The sequence below is a fragment of the Acinetobacter sp. Ac_3412 genome (genome assembly GCF_013072675.1).
GTDB lineage: Bacteria > Pseudomonadota > Gammaproteobacteria > Pseudomonadales > Moraxellaceae > Acinetobacter > Acinetobacter higginsii.
The window spans coordinates 510,326-535,968 of record NZ_LXUJ01000009.1 but is presented as its reverse complement, the minus strand read 5'-3'; the positions used below and the strand labels follow the sequence as shown (position 1 = coordinate 535,968).

Genomic DNA, 25,643 nt, shown 5'->3' with positions numbered 1-25,643 from the left:
GTTCCCTGATCACCCCTAACATTACGGCGTTACTCCTGACGGTGCAGGCACTGGCGCTTGTGGCTTCGGAGCAGCTCCCGCAGGCGTCGCTTGCGCAGAAACCACACGTACCGCTTTCTCTGTCACCACTTTATCCACCAGTTGTAAGCCTGCATAACCACGGCTAGAGCCAATACTGCCTGAGCTATTACCACTAATGAGTCGGAAGTTTACTTTCAGTGTTAAAGATGGTTCAGTTTTGCTGGTCCATGTCATTTCAAAACTACCATTTTGCTCTTTACGCTGTGCTGCATCGATCAAACGGTTAATCCCATATTCACCTGGCTCTTCAAAAATCGTATGGGTTTTACCTTCCAAATCGACTGCCGTGATGCGTGCGCCTGGGACTGCTCCTTGATTTGGCCAAACAAAGTTCACCCATTGTTGAATGCCGTTTTCAAACACCATGCGCTGACCATCAATATCAATGGTATACGACAAGTATTGCGGGTTCGGTAATGGATAGAACTGGAAGTTGGACTGATTGGATACAGGTGCAACCGCAGGTTGATCGAGGCTACCTGTTGCCATGCCATTGATCGGTGCCACATATTGCTGGAATGCCACCACAAATTGTGGATTTAGACTAATGCCTAAGTCTTTCCATGTTTTCGAGGTCAAGACATAACCACGGCGAATCACAAATGGATCTAAAGCTTCTTTTACAAAGCGTGCAATGCTACCCGTCTCACCAAAGATTTGACCAATTTCACTACTGGTGGCCTGTAAAGTCACACCTGAATTAAATGGATATTTCTGGCTCAAATTGGTTTTAAATGGTTGATACGCTTGGATACCCCACAATTTATTCAACTCATCCTGAGTCGGCACAATCAGGCTAGCGAAAGATTGTGTCAGTGGCGTCATCAACAATTTTTGTAATACCTGTTGATCAGTGTCTTTCAGACCCACCATCATCTTTTCATCCACATATTTCTGTGTGGTATTAAAGACTGAAGTTTGATCATTGATGGTCTGTTTCACCAAAGCCATGGCACTTGGGCCAATCTCACCTGCTGTTTTCAGATCATTGAACTTACTACGCACTTGTGCAAGGTTGTTCATGTACTCATCGAATAATGACTTATCTTGTAAATCATCGCGCTTGCGTACCAACTGATAGAACATTTGATATTCTTGCGAAATTGCACCTTGTGCACGGTCCATCGCTTGAGCCGCTGCTCTATCATCTGAATTGTTTAGAACTTTACGTTTAAACCAAGCGACAAAGCCTTTTTCAGGAACAGCCAGTTCAGCCTGTACAATTGGATTATCCCAGTTGGTTTCAATTGCAATGCGTTGTAATAAAGTACGAATTGGTGAATTTTGTGGTTCGCCTAAAACATCAATACTCTTCACTTGCTGAGCAAATTGATCGTTTTTGGCATAATAAATGCCGTTCAGGAATTTTTTCCATTCCGCCACATATTCTTGCTTATACAGCGCGACCAATTGTTTGCGGATTTGTTCTGGGCTACCAGAGAAGGTTAAATCATCCGATTGACGACTATTTAATACCCAATCTTTGCTGTCTGTTGGCTTATTCGCAGCTTCATCAATTGCCTTTTCAACATACTCATCCCATGCCTTTTGCGTAAACGCACCCGGTAATGCATAGCTACCTAAAACAATGGCACGGTTTTGTTCACCCACAATTTGCCCAACCGTGACTGCTGGGAAGCGTACCGCTGCACGCATCTTAATCTCGTTATAGACACGGTCACGTGCTGGCATACCACGAATCACTGACAATAAAACCTGACGGGTTTGATCGACCACTTGTGCATCGGTTTCAAGTACAGGGAAGCCGTCTTGATTGGCCAAAGTCATGGTATAAGAAAGGATCTTCTCTGCATCCTGAATCATCTCACCACGCGGCATTTGTCCACGATTGGCATCCAGCCAAGAACGCCAGAAACGAGACACTTGGTCACTTAAATGACTGGTATCCATATATTCATGGTTACTCATCATCAAATAGGCTTTTAATGCGTTATAAGCATCTTGTGGATTGCTATCCGAAGGCTCTAAATACTGCTGTGTTTTCGCAACTTGCTTGATTTCGACATTGACGTGATTGGCTTTTAAAGTCGCCTCGTTGTTTTTAACACGCTGTAAATATTGCGCAATATTTTGCTGTGTCGGGGTCAGAACAATTTGCTTGATCCCTTTTAAATACTCAGCTTTTAAGCTCTCGCGTAATTGATTCCCTTGGTAAAGGCCAAAGCTGAACTTAAGCGGACGATGCTCATCAAACTCATCGAGCTGTTGCAAGCGTTCTTGCAGAATCAATAAGGCTTCGAGTTGAGTGGATAATTGCTGCCCAGAAGTTTTTTCCAGATGCACCACTTTATCTAAGTCAGCCTGTACATCCGCAATCAATTGCTGGTTATTGCGATATGACCAGACCCATACACCGAGTACCAAAGAAACGCCCACCAAAGCGGCAATAAAGCCAATATAACGTTGACGTTTTTTGGCAGGATTGATGTGCTGTTTCACCAGATCTTTGTCTCGTAAAATCACATTAGAGAATAGACCTTGTAAGAAATAACCATGGTTGGGTGCAAGCGAAGCATTTCCGTTGTCTTGTCCATTGCCCTGAACTTGCTGCAGTTGAAACTCTTGCGCAATGTTCTCCGTCATTGGACTTTCAATCACACCTTCTTGTAAGGCACTGGTAAAATAGAAACCACGGAAAATCGGTTGGAACTGGTATGGGTTATCTTCAAATAACGTGCCGACAAAACTTTTTAGTGCAGGTTTGAGTGTTTTAAATTCCAATGGGAAGGTCATTACACTCGGCGAAATATTCTGCGAATGGCGACGACTTAAATGCGTGGTACTGACACTCTTTAAACCGTCATAAAGAATGCTGTAATGTTTTTCGAATAATTCCACTGCATTCTGAGACGAGTTCTGCTCATAAGGTAAGGTCGCTCCCCACGCCTGATTATATTCTTGTGACTCATAGCAATCAAAAAACTCCGTAAAGCCTGCAATCAAGTCCATTTTAGAAAAGACCAAATAAACAGGAACCACGACCTCAAGTTTTTCCGTTAAGTCTTGAATTCGAGCGCGCAGATTTTTGGCTAATTTTATTGAGTTCTCAGGACTCTGGCTGATCAATTCAGCAATACTGACAATCAGGACCAAACCATTAACAGGCGCTTTGGAACGATTTTTCTTTAAAATATTTAAAAAGCCCAACCATTCAGAATGATCTTCGGAATAAACCGAATAACGCCCTGCGGTATCCAGCAAAATCCCTTCTGTAGAAAAAAACCAATCACAGTTTCGTGTTCCACTTAAACCCGCTGAAACCATTTTCTGATGGGTTTCTTCAAAGGGAAACTTCAAACCAGAATTATAGATCGCAGAACTTTTACCCGCAGCTGGATTACCAATCACCATATACCAAGGTAATTCGTACAATGCGGCATTGCCCTTTTTATCACCCAATTTAGATTTACGAATCAATTGAATTGATTCTTTCATCTGCTGCTGAATTAACTGTAGCTCGGCTTTGTCTTTGTGTTGACCATATTCAGCTTGGCTGTCTTGCTCAATCGCATTGGCCAGTTCTTCACCTTGTTCTGCATGGCGTTTTCTTTGAATCAGCCAATAGATACCATAGACGATTAAACCCAATGCATAGGTTGCTGCCAATGCCCAAAAGATATGCCGAGGAATAGACGAGTATGAAGAAATCAGTGCCACGAATAAGGATAAAGCAATAATAGCTTTAGGATTCGTGATGTACTGCCACAGATAACCTAAAATGATATACATTGAGTTCTCGAATTCTTAATAAAGTTAATTAATCAGCAATTGCTACACTTTCCTGATCTGGTGTGATCTCAGGAACAGCTTGGATAAATGCTTGTAAATTTTGTCCATAAACAAAGGCAACCTGTGACTCAGAAAAATGTGCCCCCAACATTAATCCGAACAGTTTTGCCACGTTTTGGGTGTGTCCAAAAATAGGTTTGCAGTACAAATAATGGTGTGCCTCGACTGGACTTTGCTTAAAAAACTGTTCCAATTTTTTGGACACCTTGACATCAGCACCATCCTCAACCACCAATACAAAAGGTTCTTCAGCCTGATACTGGGGTAAATCATCAATCCCCAGCTCTTTGAAAATTTGATCGATATTATTTTGATTACTGACCAGCTTAAAGGTCTTCTCGGGTTGTAACTGTTCTAGCTGCACCGCAAGATTCGCCAGACAACTACTGCTTACAAATTCCGCAGGGATATAAGCACTTGCTCCCCAAGATTTTTCGTCAATAATTTCTTGATCAATTTCTGAATCTGCCGCAATGATCAATGAAATTTCATGGGCTTGGTTTTGAATCCGCTCAAGCAACTCCAGCAGATGTTGCTCAGTCGATGCCGCACTGAAGTAGTGATATTCAATATGGAACTTTTGGGGAATGATGCCAAGATCGTAAAAAATGGCCTGAATACTTTCGTTGCTACTCAAGTCATTCCAGGTATGCACCACATCTTCAGACAATAAAATGTGCAGATTTAATTTATCCAAACGATAGACCTGCTCTACCTGAATGGACTCATGCGCCTCATCACCCGAAAAACTTGGATCAATCCATGCAGGGTGCATCCGGTATTCATGCAGGTTTTGGCTTTCATAAAACAAACTAGACCGCTTTAAGTGGTCTGAAATCGAAGCCAAAAGTTCAGTGTGTTGTTCAATTTGATGATGGATCAAAGCCATGATGCGCTGCTGTCGAACCGACAAAAACTGCAATTCCTCATCATCCTCGCTTTGGACCTGTTGATCTAAGTCTGCAATGCGATAAGAAAGAATGGGGATCCCATGAAAATTCACCAGATCCTGATCTAACTGGGGACTGGTAAACTGCTTGATTCCATCCAGAATCGAAGCATTTTCACCCAGTGCACTATATGCGCCTGCCGCATACAGATTCAGTGTTAACCACTTACTCTCCAGCACAATCGGCTGTGACTCGGTTGAGCTCTGCTCTGCGTTTTGTTCGGCCTGTAAAGCGTGTTGCTTTTTGTCTTTATGATGTTGATAAGCCTTATAGATTAACCAAGGTGACAGTAATACCAAAGTAATTACGACTGGTAAAATCAGGAAATAATTAATTAAATCGGCAGATTCTGGTTGATATTGAATATCACGCCAATAATAAACCACCACCAAGCCGACCAAGATAAAACAACTGATGAGTGTGGCTAAAATTTTCTTCACCATTATGCGGCTCCTAAAAGTGCATAACGTGTTTCCGTGTTATGTTGTAATTGTTCGGATGGCATTAAAAATGCCCCTTGGCCCAGACCTACCTGATGCCCAGAATTTAAACAGATTGGATTGATTTCACGTTTATCTAAAATCAAACGTACATCAATAAACAATGTTGGGCTACACCATGTCTGGATCAGATGTTTTAATTTTTTATTCAAAGGCTGCTCAGGCAGAAAAGCTAAATACTGCTCTCGAGATAATGGCCCAATTTGAATCTCGATTTTGCCATCAATTTGCTGAACCGTATCGCCACAAAAGGTATTCACCCCCAGTAGGCTTGGATTGCTACCACCTAGGCTGGTCTTCTGTTCATCAGCCAGATGAAAGGTTTCTTTGACAAATTCTTGGATCTGAACCTGTTGATTAAACACACATGACAACACTGTTTTTAAGGCATGCGCGGTATTGTTTTGCCCCTGCATCAAACCAGAAAATTCGGCAAAATACTCATCTAGATCTTGTTGTTGATGCTGAGAACGAATATAGCCATTTAAGGCATGCAGAATGTCCAGATAATGATTGTCTTGTTCAATCTCATAACGCACTGCCAAGTTATACGCTAAGCTGGCATCAACATATTTGGCTGTCAGCTTATGATTGAACAGACCTAAAAATTCTTTAATCTCGAGTCGCTGCTGTCGACTACTTTGTTTTAATTTATTGGTATAGGTATAAGGCAGCGCCCCTTGTGTTCCTGTGAGTCCTACTACCAGATTGGTTAAATGGACACGCTGATCTTGATAACTGAGTTCTTCAATTTCAGTCGCAGGGAAACTTAAACTAAATGAGGTGCCAAATTTAAAATCTTCAGACCAACCCTGTGCTTGTAATGCCTGTGGATGGTGGCGTAACAAGCGTGTAGATTGAATAAATTCAAATGAACCTGACTTTTTAAAAACTTGGTCGACTACAGAAGAGTCTTGCCACCAACGTTCTGCACGCATTGGTATATCTCCTGCTGGTTAAGACTGTCTTTGACGACCACATCAACAAAACTATTGATTTGAACCTTTAAATTAAAAATATGGCTTAATAACTGGCTGAAAATATAGAGACTATGTCCACGAAAAACGCTCTTATTGACCGAGAGCTCAGCCTTAACCCCACGAATAAACATCGGGAAAGGTTTTGCATTCATCAACTTATTGGTTGTTGAGAAGTTGAGCTGTTTCAGAGCATCAATCAATAAAATGTTTTCTTTGGAATGCGGTAAGTTATATAAAGCCAAAAGCTCCTTCACATGACTCAGAGCATCCCCTTTCATCAATGCCAAGGTATTCAACGAAAGATGCGAAATAATGCGCCATTGCTCATTGCTGTTTTTATCAAAATGAAAAGGCGATGTCGGACGCTTTAAAATCAAGGCACGTCTTGCCAAACTACTGTCATTTAAATTCAGAATATTATTGCTCTGACTTAATGCTTCATGCGGCAAATCACCATTGGAGCACAGTAAACGCGTACTAATAAAATCGGATTTGATTTCATAAGGTTTCAAATGCTTGGAAACAATCGAATAACCCATTTGCATGGTTTTGGTCTGCGAAGGCAGATAATTTAAAGAATAGAAAAATTGAACCTTATCATTGTGATAATGACTCATTGCAAAAAAAGGCAATACAGGGAGATGCGTTTGCTCTTGATTGGTCTTTTCACGCACCATATTCATCTCAAGGATAGAATAGACTTGATACAACTCAGGATGATGCGCATCCGTGACCAATGGATATTGTAATTGGGTATGTGAAATCTTTTGCGGTTCGGCCTGCTTTTCAAACAGATTAATTGCTGGTGTGGTAAATAATTTAAAGTTGGCTATATTGAGTTCTGAATAATTACGGACCACCGCTTGATCATTCAAATTAAGTTTGAGATGAATCAAAATTTCAAAGCTGTTGTGCTGCTGTAATAATCCTTTGAGGACACTCAAATCCAAATTTAAGTAATTAAACTTCTCAGGGAAACAAAAATATTCCATCAATAAACGATAGGCATGATGGGTATGCTGATCAATCGGCAATAAACTTTCTTGTTCACTAAAGCCCATCACCTCAAAAGGATTACTTACCTCAATGACGCGCTGCCCTACCCGAATTGCAAAACCCGTATCTTTACGGAAAATACTATCCAAAACTTGCAGTGGAAAATTTGAAATAGCATCTAAATAGATCGGTAATTTTTCATCCAAAATCCATTGTTGGGCATCATTAAAGATTTCAAATTTCAAACTCAAGGTCGCATTTTGATTCAAATGCATATGCGTGCTAGGCGAAGTTTGAAACTCCAAATGCGTCAATGCGATCGGTAATAATCGAACCTCATTACTGGTGTTAAACTCGCATTGCACGCCTTTAAAACTACGTGACTTCAACGCTGTTTTTTGTGGAATCAAATGTGCTGCAGTTAATTGTTTAAGTTTATTAGTATCTTCAAAACTGACCACAGTACAGGCTGGAAAATGACGCAAATATTGCGGGAACATCACCTCAAATAAAGAATGAGTAAACAGCTCATAGCTATCGGCTAATTTTTTATCAATCCGTGCAGCAATCAGGGAAAAGGCCTGAATTAAGCGTTCAATATGCGGGTCATCAATTTGTTCTTGGTTAAGTGATAGACGTTGCGCAATCTTCGGATATTTCTGCGCGAACTCTCGAGATTGTTGACCGAATTCTTGTAGTTGTTTTTCATAATACGGTAAAAGTTGCTCTATCACTGTTCGCTCACACTAAGTTCTGGCAGAAATAACATATTGTTGTGTTGTTGGTTTGAGTAAAGCATCGAAAAAAACAGGTTCATATAAGGGGTGGATATTTAAGTAAGCTTGAATACTTAAACACAGCGATCCCATGTTATGCCCATCTAATAGCATCTCAACTTTGATCTGCCGCAATCTCGGCTCATGTGCTGCAATGGACTGCTCAATCGATTGACAAATTTTATCTCGATCCAATGGATTGGCCGTCGACAAGCCTACGAAATCAATAATTCCAAACTGCAAAATTGATTTTTTTGCCAGCGGAAATTCATCCATCTCTCGATCAAATTGTGCGATCCGACTATTCAACAAGTCTTCCAAATCACGAGCAACTGACTCTCGTAACTGCTGAATCGACATCCCTCTTAAATAATCTTCTTGCTCTGGTACTAAACGATCAAATAATGTTGATCTGAATCCATAAGGATATAGATGATCTAAATTCATTTTTATAAGAACAGCATCTTGGAAAAATAGAGGCTAATAGGCACCTATTAACCTCTATCAGAAAATCACGATACTGATTACGCAGCGTATGAAGCTGTGTTATTAGAAAGTGACCATTTCTTAGTAACAGCACCTTTCGCAGTACCGTTAATGTCTTGTTGGTTATAAGTCCACTCAACAGCAGCGTATTTCAAACCAAATGTTTCTGTTGGAACACCTTCTTCGTTTACAGTCGGTGTTACGCTAGAAACAAGAACGTGTTTCAATTTGATTTGTAAGTACTTGATGCGCTTATCACCATTTGCACGATAGTAATCGATCTGTACTTCATCAAATGTATAACCCGCAGAACAAGCTTCCCAAAGCTTAGGACTAGTTGCGTCCAAATCTTTAACGAAGATCATGTCTGAGTGCTCAACACGTTCAGCTGTATGGCCACCTACGCTACTAGAAGTCGCAGATTTAGGTTGACGAATGTTATGAGACCAAGAGTTAACTTCTAGCCAACCTTTGTGTTCAGAATCGCGAGATTCTCCGTCTACCTTGTACTTACCACGAAACTCAACATATATATCTTTCATTTAAAAATTACCTCTATTTTATTTAAAGTTATTATCTAGCTGATCTCATTGTTAATTTGAGGACTGAGGTAGTTCAGTCACGAGTCGTAAAGAAACAGACAACTCATCCAGCTGGAAATGTGGTCTTAAGAAAACCACAGACTTGTAGTGACCCGGTTGAGCTGGATCTTCTACAACTTTTACAGATGCCTCACGAAGCGGATATTGTGCTTTTGCTTCTTGAGATGCACCATCATCTAGCAAAACATATTGCGAGAGCCATTCATTTAAAAATGCTTCGACATTGCCTGCAGATGCAAAACTTCCCACTTTGTCACGCATCATTGCTTTTAAGTAATGTGCAATGCGCGATACCGCCATGATGTATTGGATTTGGCTAGAAAGTGCAGAGTTTGCATTCGCCGTATCACTGTCATATTTCTTTGGTTTTTGAGCAGACTGCGCACCAAAGAAGGCTGCGTAATCTGTGTTCTTGCAGTGAACCAATGGAATAAAGCCAAGGTCGCTGAGTTCTTTTTCTCGACGGTCTGTAATGGCAATTTCAGTTGGGCATTTAAACACCACTTCACCATCTGAGGTTTTAAAGGTGTGTACTGGCAAGCCTTCAACTAAACCACCACCCTCAACACCACGAATCGCAGCACACCAACCATGCATATCAAAGGCATTGGTTAAACGTGTACCGAATGCATAAGCCGCATTCATCCATAAATAATCATCATGGTTTTCACCAGAAACATCTTCAACGAAGTTAAACCCTTCAGTTGCAGTACCTTCTTTCGGGTGATATGGCAGGCGACCTAAGACGTGAGGCATGGTCAATGCGACATAACGAGAATCTTCACTGTCACGGAAAGAACGCCATTGCACGTATTCAGCTGTTTCAAAGATTTTTGAAACATCACGTGGACGATCAATATCGGTGAATGATTCAAGACCAAGAATGCTTGGGCTTGCTGCCGAAACAAATGGCGCATGTGCTGCTGCAGCAACATGAGAAATTTGTTCCAATAAATACATATCTGACGGTGTACGATCGAACTCGAAATCACCAATCAACGCTGCATAAGGTGCACCACCAAATGAGCCATATTCTTCTTCATAAATCTTTTTAAACAAGGTGCTTTGATCAAAATCTGTTGCACCTTGGAAGTCTTTCACCAACTCTTTTTTCGTCGTATTCAACATACGAATTTTAATCATTGAGTTAGACGGTGTTTCTTGGCAGAAATAATAAAGACCACGCCATGTCGATTCGATTTTTTGGAATTGCTCATGATGCATAATTTCACTCAATTGATTTGAAATTAATGCATCAATTTCCGCAATACGCTTATCAATTGACAAGGTCATATTTTCAGAAACAGTAATGGTTCCTGCCATGACTTCTTTTGCCAACTCACCAATTAAGCTTTTTGCACGAACATGCTCATCGTCATTACGGGCAATACGGCTTTGCTCAACAATTGAGTCCAACAAATTTGCTGATTCAGCTTCAACACTCGCTGCAGCGGCTGCTTGTAAATTACTCATTTTCAGCCTCCGCACTGAGTTGACGGACTTGATCCGTATTTTTTAACACTTCATCTAACAAATCTTCTAACCTTTCACTGTTTGAAATCTTGTTACGAAGATCAGTCAAACGCTCACGTGCTGCAACCAGCTTACGTAATGGATCTACTTGTTGAACTACTTGCTCTGGGCGGAAGTCTTCCATTGAGTTGAAAGTAAGGTCAACCGACATGCGCCCACCTTCTTCCGTCAAAGTATTTTCAACTTGGAAAGCCGCACGCGGAGCCAAAGATTCCATCACTTCATCAATGTTATCTAAATCAACATTGATAAATTTTTTGTCTTTCAATTTGGTCTTTTCTAGCTCAGATGCAGCGGAGAAATCCCCCATCACACCCACAACAAAAGGGAGTTCTTTTGACTCTTTACCATCACCAACTTCGACATCATATGTCAGCTGTACACGAGGGGGACGTATGCGTTGCAGTTTCTTCTGTACGCTTTCTCTCTTTGCCATAACTTTTCACCCTTGATTATTATTTCAACGAATCGAATGGATTCGAACCTGCCTTTTGAACAGTATTTGGTTGTTTGCTAACTGTTGGTGTTACAGCCGTTTGACGTTTCACCGGTGCAACTGTTTGAGTAACAGTACTACGTGTTGGTTGGGTTGTACGTACTTTTCTGTTCGTTGTACGTCGCGTTGTGTTATTGGTCGACGTATTTCGCATCTCATTTTTAACTGACTCATCGGTGATCGCCTTACTCGTTGAGGTATCTGGAGCAGGTAAAGCAACACGGATGCTGTCACTGAGCTGTTTTGCTGGTGGATAAGTGAGTTCATTACTCAAATAGCGCATTTCGCTTGAGCGCATATGTTGCAATGCTTCATTGGCAATTTGAACACTGGCTAAAAAAGTAACATCCGTTAAAGTAGTACCGCGTACATTTTGCTCTTGTAACTGCGTTGCCAGTTTTAAAGCATTCATCGGTTGCTTTAATTCATACATACGCATTGCTGCTTGAGCCAATAAATCGTTTACACGCGAAGCATTATCTTTGTCACAAACTTGTTGATAAATATCTAATAAAGCATGATCCGTTTGGTTTACTGCCAACGGATTCTGTTTTAGACATTTACTTTTTAACTTAATTGGTTTTATTTCTTTATCATCAGCAAAAGCCGAATTACCGATTAAACCTGCTGTTATACAAAGAATTGATATTACAATACCTTTTTTCAAAATATGCCTCGTCATTATTTAACTTATAATTGAAGAGCTGACAATTATTGTTAAAAAACCCTCTTACTCGTCAATTTTTGTACATTTACATCATTTCCGCGAATTTAACAAAAAAAACACATACAAAGTCAATACTAGTTACGTTTATTAACATTATTAAATTTTCATGACAGACATTCCTGTAAAAAAAAATTTAAAACTGGTGCATTTTTTGTTTAAAAGTGACATTTTTTGTTGTAGAATAATCTGTATACTCGAGCAGAGTTATGTTAAGTTTTTGATTTTATTCAAAAAATATTTCTAGCAAAAACAACCATACCAAGTTAGAAGTTAGTAAATAGCGCTTGGTATTTAAAAATTATTGTGAGTAATAAATGAGTAACTTAAAAGTTTTAATTACAAAACTATCAGCTCCTACTCGTACTGCATTAGAAAAGTCTGCAAACTATTGTATTAACCAATTGAATTATGAAATTGAGATTGAACATCTATTCGTTGAAATATTAAATCAAAACATAGTCAATGATTTACACATTTTATTAAAAAAAAATAATATCTCTGCTGATGCCTTAATTACTGATTTAAAAGAAACCATTGCTTCTTTACCCAAAGGTAATACCCGTACGCCCATCTTTGCAAAATCAATCATTCGGTTATTTGAACAAGCATGGTTACTCGCTTCTGCAGAACAAACGCCTTTAATACGTAGTAGTCATTTATTGATAGCATTGTTAACTGCGCCCGATTTACAACAAATCGCATTTAGAGCATCAAGCTTATTTGAACGTTTTCCAATCGACACAATGAAACATAAGTTTCTCGATATTTGTGAAAAAAGTAGCGAACAACCACAAACAGAAAACACCTCGAACAGTACTGAACAAACAACAAATACTGAATCTACTATCACGGCTGCAAAAACACCTGCCCTTGATCAATACACGATTAATCTGACTGAAAAAGCGAAACAAGGGGGTATTGACCCTGTAATTGGTCGAGAGTTTGAAATTCGACTTATGCTGGATATCTTGATGCGTCGTCGTCAAAACAATCCAATTTTGACGGGTGAGCCTGGTGTAGGTAAAACTGCTGTTGTTGAAGGATTAGCTTTAAAAATTGCACAAGGTTTAGTACCTGAAGCGCTCAAAAATGTACAGCTTCATAGTTTAGACATGGGTCTGTTACAAGCAGGTGCAAGCGTTAAAGGTGAGTTTGAAAATCGTTTAAAACAAGTGATTCAAGAAGTACAAGCCTCTGCTCACCCAATCATCTTATTTATTGATGAAGCACACACCATGATTGGTGCTGGCGGGCAAGCTGGACAAAATGATGCCGCAAACTTACTCAAACCCGCATTAGCACGTGGTGAATTAAGAACCATTGCAGCAACAACTTGGGCTGAGTACAAACAATACTTTGAAAAAGATGCAGCCCTCAGCCGTCGCTTTCAGGTGGTCAAAGTTGAAGAACCAACCGAAGAAGTGGCGATCGATATGTTACGCGCCATGATTCCAGTGATGCAAAGTCACTTCAATTTACATATTGAAGATCAAGCCATTATTACTGCAGTTCAAGCCTCTCATCGCTATATCAGTGGTCGCCAACTCCCAGATAAAGCAGTGAGCGTACTCGATACCGCTTCAGCCCGTGTTGCTTTAACTCAGAATGCACAACCTGTAATTCTGGATCAACTCAAAGCACAACAACATAATCTTAAATTAGAACATCAAATTATTACCCACGAACATCAACAGTTCCCGATCCATCATGAACGGTTAGATGATCTTAATCAGCAACTTGCAAACTTAGACAAAGAAATTCAAGACACTGAAACTAAATGGCAGCAAGAACTAGCGCTGGTTAAACAAATCCAGCAATTGAATGCACATACAGAACAGGACAATAAGACACAAATTGCTTCACTAAGAGCGGACTTAGCACAATTACAAGGTCAAACACCTTTAGTATTTGAACGTGTCAATGCACAAATCATCAATGAAATCATTTCAGATTGGACTGGTATTCCCGTTGGGAAAATGGTGAATGATGAAATCAAACAAATTCTAAGCCTTGAGGACAAGCTTGGCGAACGCGTCATGGGTCAAGATTATGCGCTCACTCAATTGGTACAAGGCATTAAAACCTCTAAAGCAAAATTAGAAGATCCTAACAAACCACAAGGTGTGTTCCTATTGATTGGCCCAAGTGGTGTGGGTAAAACTGAAACAGCCCTTGCTCTCGCCAATGAGCTGTATGGCGGCGAAAATCACCTCATCACCATCAATATGTCTGAATATCAGGAAGCGCATACGGTCTCATCGTTAAAGGGTGCTCCTCCTGGCTATGTCGGCTATGGTCAAGGCGGTGTTCTCACCGAAGCCGTTCGTCGCAATCCTTATAGTGTCGTGCTATTAGATGAGATTGAAAAAGCACATAGTGATGTTCAAGAATTATTCTATCAAGTCTTCGACAAGGGAATGCTTGAAGATGGCGAAGGTCGTGTGATTGACTTTAAAAACACCACAATCATTCTGACCTCAAATACAGGCTCAAGTGCAATTATGCAGGCATGCTTAAATCAACCTGTAGAAGAATGGCCACATGCCGAAGACTTAATCGAACATCTAAAACCAAGTTTATATAAGCAGTTTAAACCAGCCTTTATTGGTCGTATGCGCATTGTGCCTTACTTCCCACTGCATGATGAGTTATTGGTTCGGATTATTAAACACAAGCTTGGGAAAATTGTTGATCGTATTGAAAAGCAGTATGCAACCAAGGTTCAGTATTCTGATGATTTAATCGAGTTGCTGTTAAGCCGTTGTACTGAAGTGGATAGTGGTGCGCGAAATGTGGATAACATCCTCAACTCAACCGTCCTTCCTGCATTGGCAACTGAAATTTTAGTGGCTTTAGCTGAACATAAGTTACCAAAACTGATCGTGATTGATAGCAAAGATGATGAAATTACCTATCAGTTAGATCCTGCTGAAAAAGCAACCAAGAAACGTTCGAGTAAAAAAACCAAAGCTGAAGTGTAAATTTTAAGATTGAGCCAAATTTGTGATGCATATGGATATTTTATCTTTACTAACGCCAATTAATGAGCAATCACCTTGTGGTGAAGATTACTCATTTTCAAATGAGTTCCATGCGATTAAAAAAGCAAAGACCCAAGATGATGTACTGCTTGATCAGGGTGATTGGGTCACTGAACCTAAACAGGCCGATTGGGACTTTGTTGCAACGACATCTATAGATTTACTCCAATCGAAAAGTAAAGATATCCGTTTACTCACTTGGCTTTCTGAAGCTTGGGCAAATCTTTATGGTTTTGAAGGTGTTTCCAAAAGTCTGGAACTCAGCCATCGCTTATTAGAACAATATTGGCTAACACTACATCCTGAAGTTGAAGATGAGGATCTAGATCAACGTATTGGCTTATTACAGGGCTTGATTAACCAGCTGCCACTACTGATCAAAAAAGTCTCTTTGATTAATCATGCACCTTATTATCATTTGCTCGACTACGACAACTTTCTTTATCACGAAAATATCCGTCGTAAACAAAGCGATGATTATGAAGGTTCAAGTGGTTCAACAGAATTAGAGCAATTTGAACAAGCTTTATCAAATACAGATAAAAATTTTCAGCGTCAAAACTATCAACGTTTTAATGAAATCTTGCAACAATGGGCAACATTGAAACAGGTTTTAGATGCCCTGCTTGGTTTAGACTCACCGAGTTTTGCGGCAATCGACTCAAGTTTAGATACCATTCATATCACACTGAAAAAGATTTATAAAAGCGACCTGTTTGAGCAAAGCACTCAGACGGTCATTACAGAAATCGAAACATCGACAACACCGATGGTACAACCCGTGACGACTCAATCTGCTGCACCTCAAAATCAGCTGTCTTTTCAGCCGCAAGTTCAATCGCATGTTGAAAACCGCGAACAGGCGATGCGTGTGCTGCAAGAAATTGCCACTTATTTTCAGAAAAATGAACCACATAGCCCAGTCAGCTATATGCTGCAAAAAACCATCAAGTGGAGCCAAATGCCACTGCATGAATGGTTAACTCAAGTGATTAAGGATGAACATCCTTTACAAATGCTACAGGACACCCTTGGTGTTCAGCCAAAGAATGAATACGAATAATTGTTGGTAAATACATATGTTTAAAGCAGAAAAGATTCTTTGGGGTGAAGGCTTATTTTTACGTCCTCAGCATTTTCAGATCCAAGATACCTATCATGAACAACGTTTGAATCATACGATTCGGGCGATGATTCCGCATGCTTATGGTGTACAAAAGTTGAAATTTGATGAGGTTCAACTTTCTACCCATATTCTGGCACTCCAAGAAGTGGAAATCATTTGGCAAGACGGTGAGATTTATCACGCGCCTGCACAAGACTTATTGCCAGAGCCATTATTGCTGGATGATCTTAATCTACAAGGTGAAATGACGGTTTATTTGGCGCTCCCAATTTTACAAGCCAATAAGAAGAATATCGCGGATGAAACACGCTCAGTGTCTAGTCGCTATCATAACTATTTGACAGAAACCCATGATCTGTTTACCGATGCCAGCCCTGCTGAACTGAATCTGTTGCGTCGTCGTGCCGAATTCAAACTGCTTGAACAACATATTCAGCCGAGCCAAAATTTAGATGGTTTCTTATATGTTCCTGTCGCTAGAATTAAACGCCAAAGCTCAGGTCATTTTGAATTAGATAATAAGTTTATTCCGCCAATTTTACATATTGCTGCATCAGAATCTTTAATTAACAACCTAAAACGTACCTTGAACGTGATTAAGGCAAAAATTAAGATGATTCAAAGTAATAACCGTGAAAATGAACAGAAACTGATTGAGTTCCGTTCAGGTGATATTGTTTCGTTCTGGTTGATCAATGCTTTAAACACGGCATATGCAGGACTGAATCATTTACTCCAATATCCACTAATTCACCCTGAGCGTTTATTCTCAGAATTATTACGTTTAACGGGCTCTTTACTGACGTTCTCTACCGCCTATGATGTGGATCATTTGCCACAGTATAAACATCATCAGTTACAAGACAGTTTTCAGCAGCTTGATCTCATTCTGCGAGATTTATTAGACACCATTATTTCGAGCCGTTATTTCAGCATTGCATTAAAAGAAACACGACCATCGTATTGGGTTGGTAGTCTTGAGTCTGACAAAATTACCCGTGACACTCGTCTCTATATTGCGGTTTCAAGCAGCATGATGCAAACCCATGAATTGATCCAGATCGTTCCATTGCGCTTTAAAGTGGGTAGCACAATTGATGTAGAACAACGTGTTATTGCGGCTCTTCCAGCGGTTCCACTCCATCATTTAATGCAGGTGCCAACTGCTATTCCAGTACGTTCTGGAGTGAGCTATTTTGAAATCGAACCACATCACGAATTGTATCACCGTATGCTTGAGTCAGAATCTATCTGTGTCTATGTACCAGCTGGATTCCAAGATATCAGTATTGAACTCATTGCCGTAATGAATAGTTAAGAGAATCACAATGACTCAACCAACAGGCATCCCCTCTTTATTTGATGATGGAAAAATTGGTTCAGGCTTCCCTACGTCTGACCAACCACAAAATAAAGTGCAAGCGACTAACTTGATTGATCTATTACATGATGGGTTCTATCTGGTTTTTTTACTTCGCAATCGCTATATACCTGCAAATCCAACTGATTTTCGTGAAAAAATCGTCGATTTATTGAACCGATTTGAGCAACAAGCCAAACGCTTACAATTTTCTGCTGATGATATTCACGACGCCAAATATGCATTTTGTGCCTTGATTGATGAAACCATTGCGACGCAACAGGATGCTGCCTATTTTAACTTACAGAATTCATGGCTTATCAGCCCATTGCAATTGAGCCTGTTTGGCTCTCAACTGGCGGGTTATCGTTTTTTTGAAATCTTGGAACAACTGCGCAGTCGTGGCAAAGACCGCCTAGCATCACTTGAGGTTTTCCACTACTGTCTCTTACTCGGTTTTCAGGGTAAATACCGTCTGGAATCTGTAGAAAGTCTAAATCACCTCGTAGCTCGTGTTGGAGATGAAATTGATTATCTCAAAGGGAAAAAAGCAGCATTTTCTCCTTTTGCCGCAATTCCTGACCATATTAAACACATTATTCATCACGAGTTACCCTTTTTCTGGATTCTAATCTTCTTGCTCATGTTTGCTGCACTCACTTTTGCAGGCTTAAAGTTCATGCTATCCAAACAGAATCAGAGTGCTTTAGCTCCTTATCAAAATGTGATTTCAGCACCTGCTGAAGAAGCACATATCACCATCCATTTGCCTTAGTTGATAACGTATGACTCAGGAAAGAGCAACTTCTTTACGCATATTACAGACTAATAAGAAAAAAACCTTATCGCCTGTCATTTATTTACTGATTGGATTTCTTTCAGGAGTTATCTTTGCAGCACTGGTTTTCTTTCTCTTATTTGTTACCGACTCGAGTAGAACCAATACAGCTACAACGCAACCAGAGCATGCTGTAGAAGAAAATAATCCTGCTCAAGCCCATAATACCAAAACGACAACTCAAAACTCAGAGGAAACAATAGCTAATCATCATGAAACAGCCGAATCGGTAGAGGATAATAATTTCACTCAACCCGGTAGTAATGATTTAAATAAATTCTTCCAACGCACACCTCCAGCCGCTGCACCAACACCGACTGGACAGCACGTTTCCCCTTTTGCCAATGAGCCAAATGCAAAATCCACACAAGCTGTAGCGCCAACCAAACCTATTTCAGGGAAGAATGAGGCAGCCCCTGCGGCAACAAATAAAGTGGTTAAAACTGCTCCTCAAACAACAAAGACGACAGCGCCTGCTAAAACACCTGAGGTAGAAGCTGAAGCACCTGAGGCAACGGTACAAATCAAAGTCACACAAAAGCCTTTTGCTGTGAATGAACTGCAATAAAGCATGATTTTTCTTATTTTCTTTTGCTTTGTCGCTGTCGCGATCGGATTAACCCTGCTCATGTCATATGAGCTGCGTTATAAATGCAAGCAGTTGTTGCAATCATTACTTCCAAGTAGCAAAAAGAAAATTGCCAATGCGATGCAGTTTGCAGAGAATATGCATCAAGCGGCCTCGCCAGAAAAATTACAATCGCATTGGCACTTACAACAATGGTGGATTTTAATCGCAGGTTTCTTTTTATTTGCCAGCATCCTGATTTTTGCGTTTACCCGCCCGATCAATTCCACACGAATTGAAGCTGAATATTTAAAAGAAACTGATCCGCAAATTTATACGCTACTCAATGGTGAAATGCTGAGCCCACCACCAGAAGTCGATGCCAACTTGATTGAAGATGCGATTGTCGAAGCAACTCGTCTTGAACAGGCCTATCAAGCCCAGCATCCAACAGATCCGAGTATTAATGCATCTCAAATTGAGATTCCACTTACACATTCACATGGTAGTTTTGATGTATCCATGGTTGATCGTAAATGGGACAAAATTAATCCTCGCTATAAGCAACGCCTACTGATGGTATTCAAAATCATGAAAGAACACCACGGTTATGAGTTGGTGTTACTTGAAGGTTACCGCAGTCCAAGCCGTCAAAATATGCTTGCAGGGAATCCAAATACAACCCGTGCCAAAGGTTATCAAAGCTATCACCAATTTGGTTTAGCTGCCGATGTTGCTTTTAAACGCAACGGTAAAGTCGTTATCTCAGAACGTGACCCTTGGGCAATGCGTGGTTATCAACTCTATGGGCAAGTTGCTGAATCCGTTGGTTTAACTTGGGGTGGTCGTTGGAAATCTATTCAAGATTATGGTCATACCGAATACCGTATGCCAGGCTTAAGAAAAACCAAAGAAATGGCTGAACAACTCACAGCAGAAGGACAATTAACCGCCCGATCAGATGAGTCTTAAAAACAGATCTAAAGTACAATTAAATTAAATAAAGCCTATCTTTATAAATTGATAGGCTTTATTTTAATATCAAATTAGAATATTTCAATAAAATATAAATCACACTAAAATTAAAAAAATCTTAATCCACAACAGATATGGGAACTGTTTTTTTAACTTTAAAAATAAACTCCTTAAATATTATATTCATTCCTAATACCAGCATAAAAGCAATCACAAATGATCCAAGTACATCGAAAGGGAAATGGACACCAATATAAATTCTGGACCAACCTACAATTAAAGCCAATAGCAATGCTGCACTTCCAATTTTTCGATAACCAGACAGTAGATATGAAAATGCAATCGTTGCTACTGTCAAGGTATGCTGGCTTGGAAATGAAGAAGATGAACCATGTCCTGTCAGGATGTGTCCGATTCCCATGTCAAAAGGACGTGGATGGTAGTAGACCGCATGAATGATCTGAGTCACGAGTAATGAAACAACGATGGTAATGAGCATTTTGATAAACTGCACTCGATATTTCTTATCCTGAAAAAACAATGAAGCAATTAAAAATACAAATAATACTGCAATTAAATTATGAGATGCGAATAATGCAGCTTTATCTAAAATAGGATTTTGGGTTGCAGCTGAGTTAATCCAATTAAATAAGCTGATATCGATAGTTTCAATTGACATCGTCAATCGTTCCATGATGGTTTGACGATGCAAATATAAAAATATCAGCTTAAAATAAAATTAAATCCCCTTAAAAACCAAACAAAATTACAATTTAGTTTTAAGTCGCTATTAATAAAAAAATCCTAAATTTGATCTACCCTCAAATTGGAGTGACTTATGGATAACAAAAATAGGCTACCCGAAGTATTAAGCAAAGTGCCTGAAGTGACATTGCTGTTCTGGATTATAAAAATTGCAGCAACAACACTCGGTGAAACGGCTGGTGATGCTTTATCAATGTCGCTCAATCTGGGCTATATCTTAAGTACATATATTTTTTCTATTATTTTTATTGGCTTTGTTTCACTGCAAATGAAAGCCAAAGAGTACAAACCCTTTTTATATTGGGCAACCATTATCTCAACCACAACACTGGGAACCACCATTGCTGATTATGTCGATCGCTCTCTAGGCATAGGCTATCTCGGAGGGAGTATTATTTTACTCACCCTACTGCTTAGCTCACTTGCGATCTGGTATTGGAGCTGTGGCAATATTGCGGTGAACAGTGTGCAGTCTGCAAAGACCGAAGCCTTTTACTGGGTCACCATTATGTTCTCTCAAACCCTAGGAACAGCGCTTGGTGACTGGACAGCAGATACCCAAAGACTAGGTTATACAGGGGCTGCCCTGATCTTTGGTTCATTACTGCTTATCTTGATTGTCTTGTATTATTGGACCAAGATCTCTAGAACATTTTTATTCTGGTCAGCTTTTGTTTTAACCAGACCTCTCGGTGCGGTCTTAGGTGACTTCTTAGATAAACCTCTTGATCACGGCGGATTGGATTTAAGCCGATTCGGTGCTTCTTTTGTATTATTGGCTTTTATCCTTGTTTGTTTAGTGTTGTTTAAATCCAAACCTGCTTCAACAACACATTAAATCTTTCGCTAATCCTCTTCGTTACACATATAGAAAAGGGATAAGAAAAACTATTTTCTTATCCATTTAGTGATCACTTATAAATGATTAGCTATGTTTCCAAGGTACTGCAGGTGAGCCAATCCATGCTGATTTTGCAGGAATATTCTCTCCTTTCATTACCAATGTCAGTGGACCCAATACCGCATGGTCAGCCACATTGGCATTGTATAAAATGATACTACGCGAATTCACTACCACATCACTGCCGATATTGACTTGACCAATTTTCATGATGCGGTCTTCAAATAAATGCGTTTGTGGCCCAGAGAAGCTGTTAAATTCTGCACGGTCTCCAATCTTCACACAGTCAAATTCAGTAATATCAGCCGTATCCAGATAGACATCTTTACCAATTTTCACTCCTAATAGGCGTAAAAAGAATGGCAACATCGGAGTCCCTCTCAAGTAATTCAAAAAGTTCGGAATCGCAACAGATTCGTATAAACTGGTAATGCCTTCACTGAGCCAAACGAACATGGTCCACATCGGTGCTGAACGTGGTTGATAACGTCCAATTAAAGCCCATTTCAATACGGTCACGATGACAAAACAACCGACGCCGTATAACAGTCCAGCCATAGTTAAAGCCAATAGCCCCATCGCAATACTATAGTCATTAATGACATCAATCACTTCTAAAACAATCATATAACCTACACCAATGGCGAGTGCTGTCGGTAATACAATACGTAAACCCTCAATCAAGCCTCGCATGAAACGGCGTTTGATACTTGGTTTAAAGGTAAGATGATCTGGATATTGCGCTGCTGCTTCACGCGCTGGCAACAATAAAGGTGGCGAACCGAACCATGTCTGACCTGAATACATTTCTCGGTTATCTGGCGTTTTTGATTGCACACCAATCAAAACATTATCCGGTAATACCGTACCATCCGCGATATAGGCACTATTCCCAACAAAGCTACGATTGCCAATTTGAGTAGATTTCAACGACATCCAGCCGCCTTTAATCTCTTCATCACCCAACATCACCGCATCTGCAATAAAACTTTCTTCACCTAGTGTCAGCATTTCAGGAATTACACCTGTGGCAGTCGAAATTTCTGTATTTTTACCCACCTTTGCGCCCAACATACGAAACCATGTCGGAGCATATAAGGTTGCAAACAAGCCATGTAAAGTCTGTAAACTGGTTTCTAAAATCTGAGCTGCGAACCATTTACGATAATAAGTACCACCATGTATGGCATAAGTGCCTGTCTCTAAACGCGGTAATACAATCTTACGTATAGCCGATGAAATCAATGCGGTAATGACCATCATCATGGCACTGGCAGGAATGGCAAGGATGAAATAATACAGTGCGGTTTGAATATGGTTATTCGGATCAATATTAAACACATTGACATCTAACCAATCCACTAACAAGAAACTTGGGAAAATCGGAATAAAGAACAAACAGGCAATGATTAAAGCACTGACACTGTAATAGCCATATTCAGAAAATTTGCGCACTAAAGATAATTTTGGACGTGCTGCCAATGATTCCAACTCATCAATATGCCCTATTTTTTTCGCTGGTGTTCCGTCCCAAATTTCACCTGTGGGTACCGTCGTGCCATATTCAATTGAGGTTAAAGCATTGACATGCGCTTGCGGTTCTAACACGGTATTTTCTTCCAATACTGCATAAGATCCCACATAGCTGTCTTGTTTGAGTTGGATTGAACCCAATACGAGGTGTCCGTGTTCCACCTTGGCATTTTCCAGATTTACATTGGAACCAATACTGACCCCATCTTCAATCTTTAACAACGATGGCATCCGGATATGCACGGAACTAATCGTGACATCATGCCCAATTTTTGCCCCAAGTGCTTTGAGATATAAATTCAGTAAGGTTGAACCAGATAAAAGATATACAGGTGAAATACTGCTGATCCGATCAGCTAACCACCAACGGAAATAGGTCATTCCCCATAATGGATAACGGCCTGCGCCAACCCCTAACATCAATAACCGTTTTACCGTAATTGAAACTGCAAAACTGGCAAGGATGACCACAATATAGACCAAGAGCGACAATAAAATCGCCGAAGGAATACTGTCTCGTGTGCCGCCTGTGAAATAGTGATAAGTAAAGAATGGTGCCAACCATTGCAGAATATTGATCGAGATCAATACAGGGATCGTCACCGCCTGTGCAATCCCACACAGCCATTTATAAGCCTGATTACGTGGATTATCTTGTCCAATCTGGCGATCAAATAAGGAGGGTTCTGGTTGTTCTAACATTAAAGCTGCAATCGCCCCGACTTTTCTGGCCTGATATAAGCTTTGAATGGTCAGATGGCTATATTGAGGGTGTTCACGTAAATTCGAGATCAGTACAGCAGCGAGTAAGGAATGGCCTCCGAGATCATCAAAGAAATCTGAGTCTAACTTAATTGGGATATTCGGAAACAAACGACCTAGAATCTCAAATAAAATCTGTTCAGCTTCATTCTGTGGCTGGTCTGATTCACTCCGGTCAATCACACTGGTTAATGGGCGAGCCTTCAATGCCTTACGATCAATTTTTCCAGATAATAGTCGTGGTACTTCCTCAATAATTTCAAAACGATTAGGCACCATATATGGCGGTAGGCGTTGGCTCAAATGATGTCGAAGCTGTTTAATCTCAATGCTTTGTTTTGCCTCCAACTCAGGTGCAATGAAGGCAATCAACTGATCAATACCATCTTCCGCTCTTAGGATGACTGCTGCCGTACCAATTCCATCAAGATCGCATAGCGCTGCTTCAATTTCACCGAGTTCAACTCGGAAGCCTCGAATTTTAACCTGATCATCAGCACGACCTAAACAATGCACCTGACCAAATTCATCAATTTTGGCCAAGTCTCCAGTGCGGTACAAGCTGATTTCATCCTCATTATTTGCCCAAGGATTTTCAATAAATTTATCTGCAGTCAGATCAGGGCGTCCGAGATAGCCTGGAGCTACACTGGGGCCAAAGATACACAGTTCCCCTGTTTCACCTTGTGCCAATAATTCTCTTTCCGCATTAATGACCAACATGCCATAGTTGGGTAAGGGCTTGCCGATGGTGACCGGTTTGCCACGCTGCAACAGTTCCAGACTGGCAGTGACTGTGGTTTCGGTCGGTCCATAGGTATTAAACATTTGATGGTGTGGTAAGGCCCAACGTTCCACCAATGAATCAGGGCACATCTCGCCGCCCAGATTAATGATGCGCAGGTTCGGTACATCTTCTGGAAATAAAGCCAGTAAGGTCGGCACAGCATGTAATACGGTAATCTGTTGCTGTTTCAATGTTTGACAGAGTCGCTCTGGATCACTGACTAAAGATTTTGGTGCAATCCACAAGCTTGCACCGACGAGGTAAGACAACCAGATTTCTTCAAAGGACATATCAAAAGCAACCGAGAAACCTTGATAGACCTTATCCTGCTCTTGAATCCCTAAAATACTGTTTTCACTACGCAAGAAATGACAGATATTCTTCTGGGTAATTACAATCCCTTTCGGCTTTCCTGTTGAACCTGAGGTATAAATAATATAGGCGGGTTGGTCAGGTGAGGTTTTGGCTAATTCCACAGTCTCATGCAGTGGTCGCTGCAATTCAGTATTGGTCCATTTGGTCTGTGGTACTTCTTGTAAGTGTTCATACCATTCATCACTGGTAATCATCCCCACTGCCGCAGCATCTTCAAGACAGACGGCAATTCGGTCTGCAGGTGTATCCATATCAAATGGTAGCCAAGCCGCACCACTTAAACAAATGGCTAACTGTGATTTTAATAATTCAATACCACGAGGTAGCCATAAACCAACAATATCACCCGCTTTGATTCCTTTCAGCGTCAGATGCTGTGCCATCAATAAAGCTTGTTGATATAACTCGCCATAGCTCAGCTTTTGTTCAGCCTCAATCAAGGCAACTTTTTCTGGAAATGTCTGTGCCGTCTGAATAAAAATATCAGCAAGGACTTCATGCTGTAAAAATTCTGGGTGGTGCTTACCACGAATAATATTTTTTGCGCTCATCACACATTGATTCATTTTTATGCTCTCTTTAATGTTTTGATTTAGCCAAAGACGAAATGAGGTGTTCGTATTAGCTGGTAAATTAAAGAGAACAACTTAAAACAACATTAAAGCGTGATGTCTG

18 protein-coding genes are annotated in these 25,643 nt (G+C 40.3%); 7 read left to right on the top strand and 11 right to left on the bottom strand.

The window, feature by feature from the left end; genetic code table 11:
* Positions 1-21 precede the first annotated feature (21 nt).
* From tssM to A7P54_RS10655, 9 genes are all read right to left on the bottom strand, one after another.
* The gene (gene tssM, locus A7P54_RS10695) at positions 22-3,831 is read right to left on the bottom strand and encodes a type VI secretion system membrane subunit TssM (RefSeq protein WP_171549561.1); all 3,810 of its coding nucleotides are present in this window, start codon (positions 3,829-3,831) and stop codon (positions 22-24) included.
* 28 nt (positions 3,832-3,859) lie between these two features.
* Complete coding sequence (locus A7P54_RS10690; protein ID WP_171549560.1) at positions 3,860-5,284, bottom strand: hypothetical protein; 1,425 nt, start codon at positions 5,282-5,284, stop codon at positions 3,860-3,862.
* On the bottom strand, positions 5,284-6,279 hold the full coding sequence (gene tssG / locus A7P54_RS10685; RefSeq protein ID WP_004805525.1) for a type VI secretion system baseplate subunit TssG: 996 nt from the start codon (positions 6,277-6,279) through the stop codon (positions 5,284-5,286). The genes A7P54_RS10690 and tssG overlap by 1 nt, the downstream gene beginning before the upstream one ends.
* Positions 6,243-8,051, bottom strand: coding sequence for a type VI secretion system baseplate subunit TssF (gene tssF, locus A7P54_RS10680; protein WP_171549559.1), 1,809 nt, complete (start codon positions 8,049-8,051; stop codon positions 6,243-6,245). The genes tssG and tssF overlap by 37 nt, the downstream gene beginning before the upstream one ends.
* 12 nt (positions 8,052-8,063) lie before the next feature.
* On the bottom strand, positions 8,064-8,540 hold the full coding sequence (gene tssE, locus A7P54_RS10675) for a type VI secretion system baseplate subunit TssE (RefSeq protein ID WP_171549558.1): 477 nt from the start codon (positions 8,538-8,540) through the stop codon (positions 8,064-8,066).
* A gap of 77 nt (positions 8,541-8,617) precedes the next feature.
* Positions 8,618-9,121 (bottom strand): type VI secretion system tube protein Hcp, encoded by a 504-nt coding sequence (locus A7P54_RS10670; protein WP_004654761.1) that lies wholly within the window; start codon positions 9,119-9,121, stop codon positions 8,618-8,620.
* 51 nt (positions 9,122-9,172) lie between these two features.
* A complete protein-coding gene (tssC, locus tag A7P54_RS10665; RefSeq protein WP_005190398.1) occupies positions 9,173-10,654 on the bottom strand; it encodes a type VI secretion system contractile sheath large subunit in 1,482 nt (493 codons plus the stop codon).
* A complete protein-coding gene (gene tssB / locus A7P54_RS10660; protein WP_004805522.1) occupies positions 10,647-11,150 on the bottom strand; it encodes a type VI secretion system contractile sheath small subunit in 504 nt (167 codons plus the stop codon). The genes tssC and tssB overlap by 8 nt, the downstream gene beginning before the upstream one ends.
* Before the next feature lie 19 nt (positions 11,151-11,169).
* The gene (locus A7P54_RS10655) at positions 11,170-11,877 is read right to left on the bottom strand and encodes a hypothetical protein (protein ID WP_171549557.1); all 708 of its coding nucleotides are present in this window, start codon (positions 11,875-11,877) and stop codon (positions 11,170-11,172) included.
* Between the two features lie 374 nt (positions 11,878-12,251).
* Here A7P54_RS10655 and tssH point away from each other — a divergent pair, with 374 nt between their 5' ends.
* Genes tssH through A7P54_RS10625 form a run of 6 tightly spaced genes read left to right on the top strand, consistent with a single transcriptional unit; the run spans position 12,252 to position 19,842 of the window.
* Positions 12,252-14,918 (top strand): type VI secretion system ATPase TssH, encoded by a 2,667-nt coding sequence (gene tssH, locus A7P54_RS10650; protein ID WP_171549556.1) that lies wholly within the window; start codon positions 12,252-12,254, stop codon positions 14,916-14,918.
* A gap of 25 nt (positions 14,919-14,943) precedes the next feature.
* A complete protein-coding gene (gene tssA, locus A7P54_RS10645) occupies positions 14,944-16,041 on the top strand; it encodes a type VI secretion system protein TssA (RefSeq protein WP_004805518.1) in 1,098 nt (365 codons plus the stop codon).
* Between the two features lie 16 nt (positions 16,042-16,057).
* Positions 16,058-17,422 (top strand): type VI secretion system baseplate subunit TssK, encoded by a 1,365-nt coding sequence (gene tssK / locus A7P54_RS10640; protein WP_171549555.1) that lies wholly within the window; start codon positions 16,058-16,060, stop codon positions 17,420-17,422.
* 10 nt (positions 17,423-17,432) lie between these two features.
* Positions 17,433-18,239, top strand: coding sequence for a type IVB secretion system protein IcmH/DotU (gene icmH, locus A7P54_RS10635; protein ID WP_033133149.1), 807 nt, complete (start codon positions 17,433-17,435; stop codon positions 18,237-18,239).
* Between the two features lie 10 nt (positions 18,240-18,249).
* Positions 18,250-18,870, top strand: coding sequence for a hypothetical protein (locus A7P54_RS10630; RefSeq protein WP_171549554.1), 621 nt, complete (start codon positions 18,250-18,252; stop codon positions 18,868-18,870).
* 3 nt (positions 18,871-18,873) lie between these two features.
* Positions 18,874-19,842: a M15 family metallopeptidase gene (locus A7P54_RS10625; protein ID WP_171549553.1), complete on the top strand. Its 969-nt coding sequence runs from the start codon at positions 18,874-18,876 to the stop codon at positions 19,840-19,842.
* A gap of 121 nt (positions 19,843-19,963) precedes the next feature.
* Here the strand turns inward: A7P54_RS10625 and A7P54_RS10620 are convergent, their stop codons facing one another.
* Entirely contained in the window at positions 19,964-20,524 is a 561-nt protein-coding gene (locus tag A7P54_RS10620) for an undecaprenyl-diphosphatase (RefSeq protein ID WP_171549552.1), read from the bottom strand.
* Positions 20,525-20,683: 159 nt separating this feature from the next.
* Here A7P54_RS10620 and A7P54_RS10615 point away from each other — a divergent pair, with 159 nt between their 5' ends.
* On the top strand, positions 20,684-21,448 hold the full coding sequence (locus tag A7P54_RS10615) for a hypothetical protein (RefSeq protein WP_171549551.1): 765 nt from the start codon (positions 20,684-20,686) through the stop codon (positions 21,446-21,448).
* An 87-nt stretch (positions 21,449-21,535) separates the two neighbouring features.
* Here the strand turns inward: A7P54_RS10615 and posA are convergent, their stop codons facing one another.
* A complete protein-coding gene (gene posA / locus A7P54_RS10610; RefSeq protein WP_171549550.1) occupies positions 21,536-25,534 on the bottom strand; it encodes a delta-poly-L-ornithine synthetase PosA in 3,999 nt (1,332 codons plus the stop codon).
* Between the last annotated feature and the right edge of the window lie 109 nt (positions 25,535-25,643).

Coding starts and splice junctions, on each gene's coding strand:
- tssM (WP_171549561.1), bottom strand. CDS start 3,831: ATGTATATCATTTTAGGTTATCTGTGGCAGTACATCACGAATCCTAAA.
- A7P54_RS10690 (WP_171549560.1), bottom strand. CDS start 5,284: ATGGTGAAGAAAATTTTAGCCACACTCATCAGTTGTTTTATCTTGGTC.
- tssG (WP_004805525.1), bottom strand. CDS start 6,279: ATGCGTGCAGAACGTTGGTGGCAAGACTCTTCTGTAGTCGACCAAGTT.
- tssE (WP_171549558.1), bottom strand. CDS start 8,540: ATGAATTTAGATCATCTATATCCTTATGGATTCAGATCAACATTATTT.
- A7P54_RS10670 (WP_004654761.1), bottom strand. CDS start 9,121: ATGAAAGATATATATGTTGAGTTTCGTGGTAAGTACAAGGTAGACGGA.
- tssC (WP_005190398.1), bottom strand. CDS start 10,654: ATGAGTAATTTACAAGCAGCCGCTGCAGCGAGTGTTGAAGCTGAATCA.
- tssB (WP_004805522.1), bottom strand. CDS start 11,150: ATGGCAAAGAGAGAAAGCGTACAGAAGAAACTGCAACGCATACGTCCC.
- tssH (WP_171549556.1), top strand. CDS start 12,252: ATGAGTAACTTAAAAGTTTTAATTACAAAACTATCAGCTCCTACTCGT.
- tssA (WP_004805518.1), top strand. CDS start 14,944: ATGCATATGGATATTTTATCTTTACTAACGCCAATTAATGAGCAATCA.
- tssK (WP_171549555.1), top strand. CDS start 16,058: ATGTTTAAAGCAGAAAAGATTCTTTGGGGTGAAGGCTTATTTTTACGT.
- icmH (WP_033133149.1), top strand. CDS start 17,433: ATGACTCAACCAACAGGCATCCCCTCTTTATTTGATGATGGAAAAATT.
- A7P54_RS10630 (WP_171549554.1), top strand. CDS start 18,250: ATGACTCAGGAAAGAGCAACTTCTTTACGCATATTACAGACTAATAAG.
- A7P54_RS10625 (WP_171549553.1), top strand. CDS start 18,874: ATGATTTTTCTTATTTTCTTTTGCTTTGTCGCTGTCGCGATCGGATTA.
- A7P54_RS10620 (WP_171549552.1), bottom strand. CDS start 20,524: ATGTCAATTGAAACTATCGATATCAGCTTATTTAATTGGATTAACTCA.
- A7P54_RS10615 (WP_171549551.1), top strand. CDS start 20,684: ATGGATAACAAAAATAGGCTACCCGAAGTATTAAGCAAAGTGCCTGAA.
- posA (WP_171549550.1), bottom strand. CDS start 25,534: ATGAATCAATGTGTGATGAGCGCAAAAAATATTATTCGTGGTAAGCAC.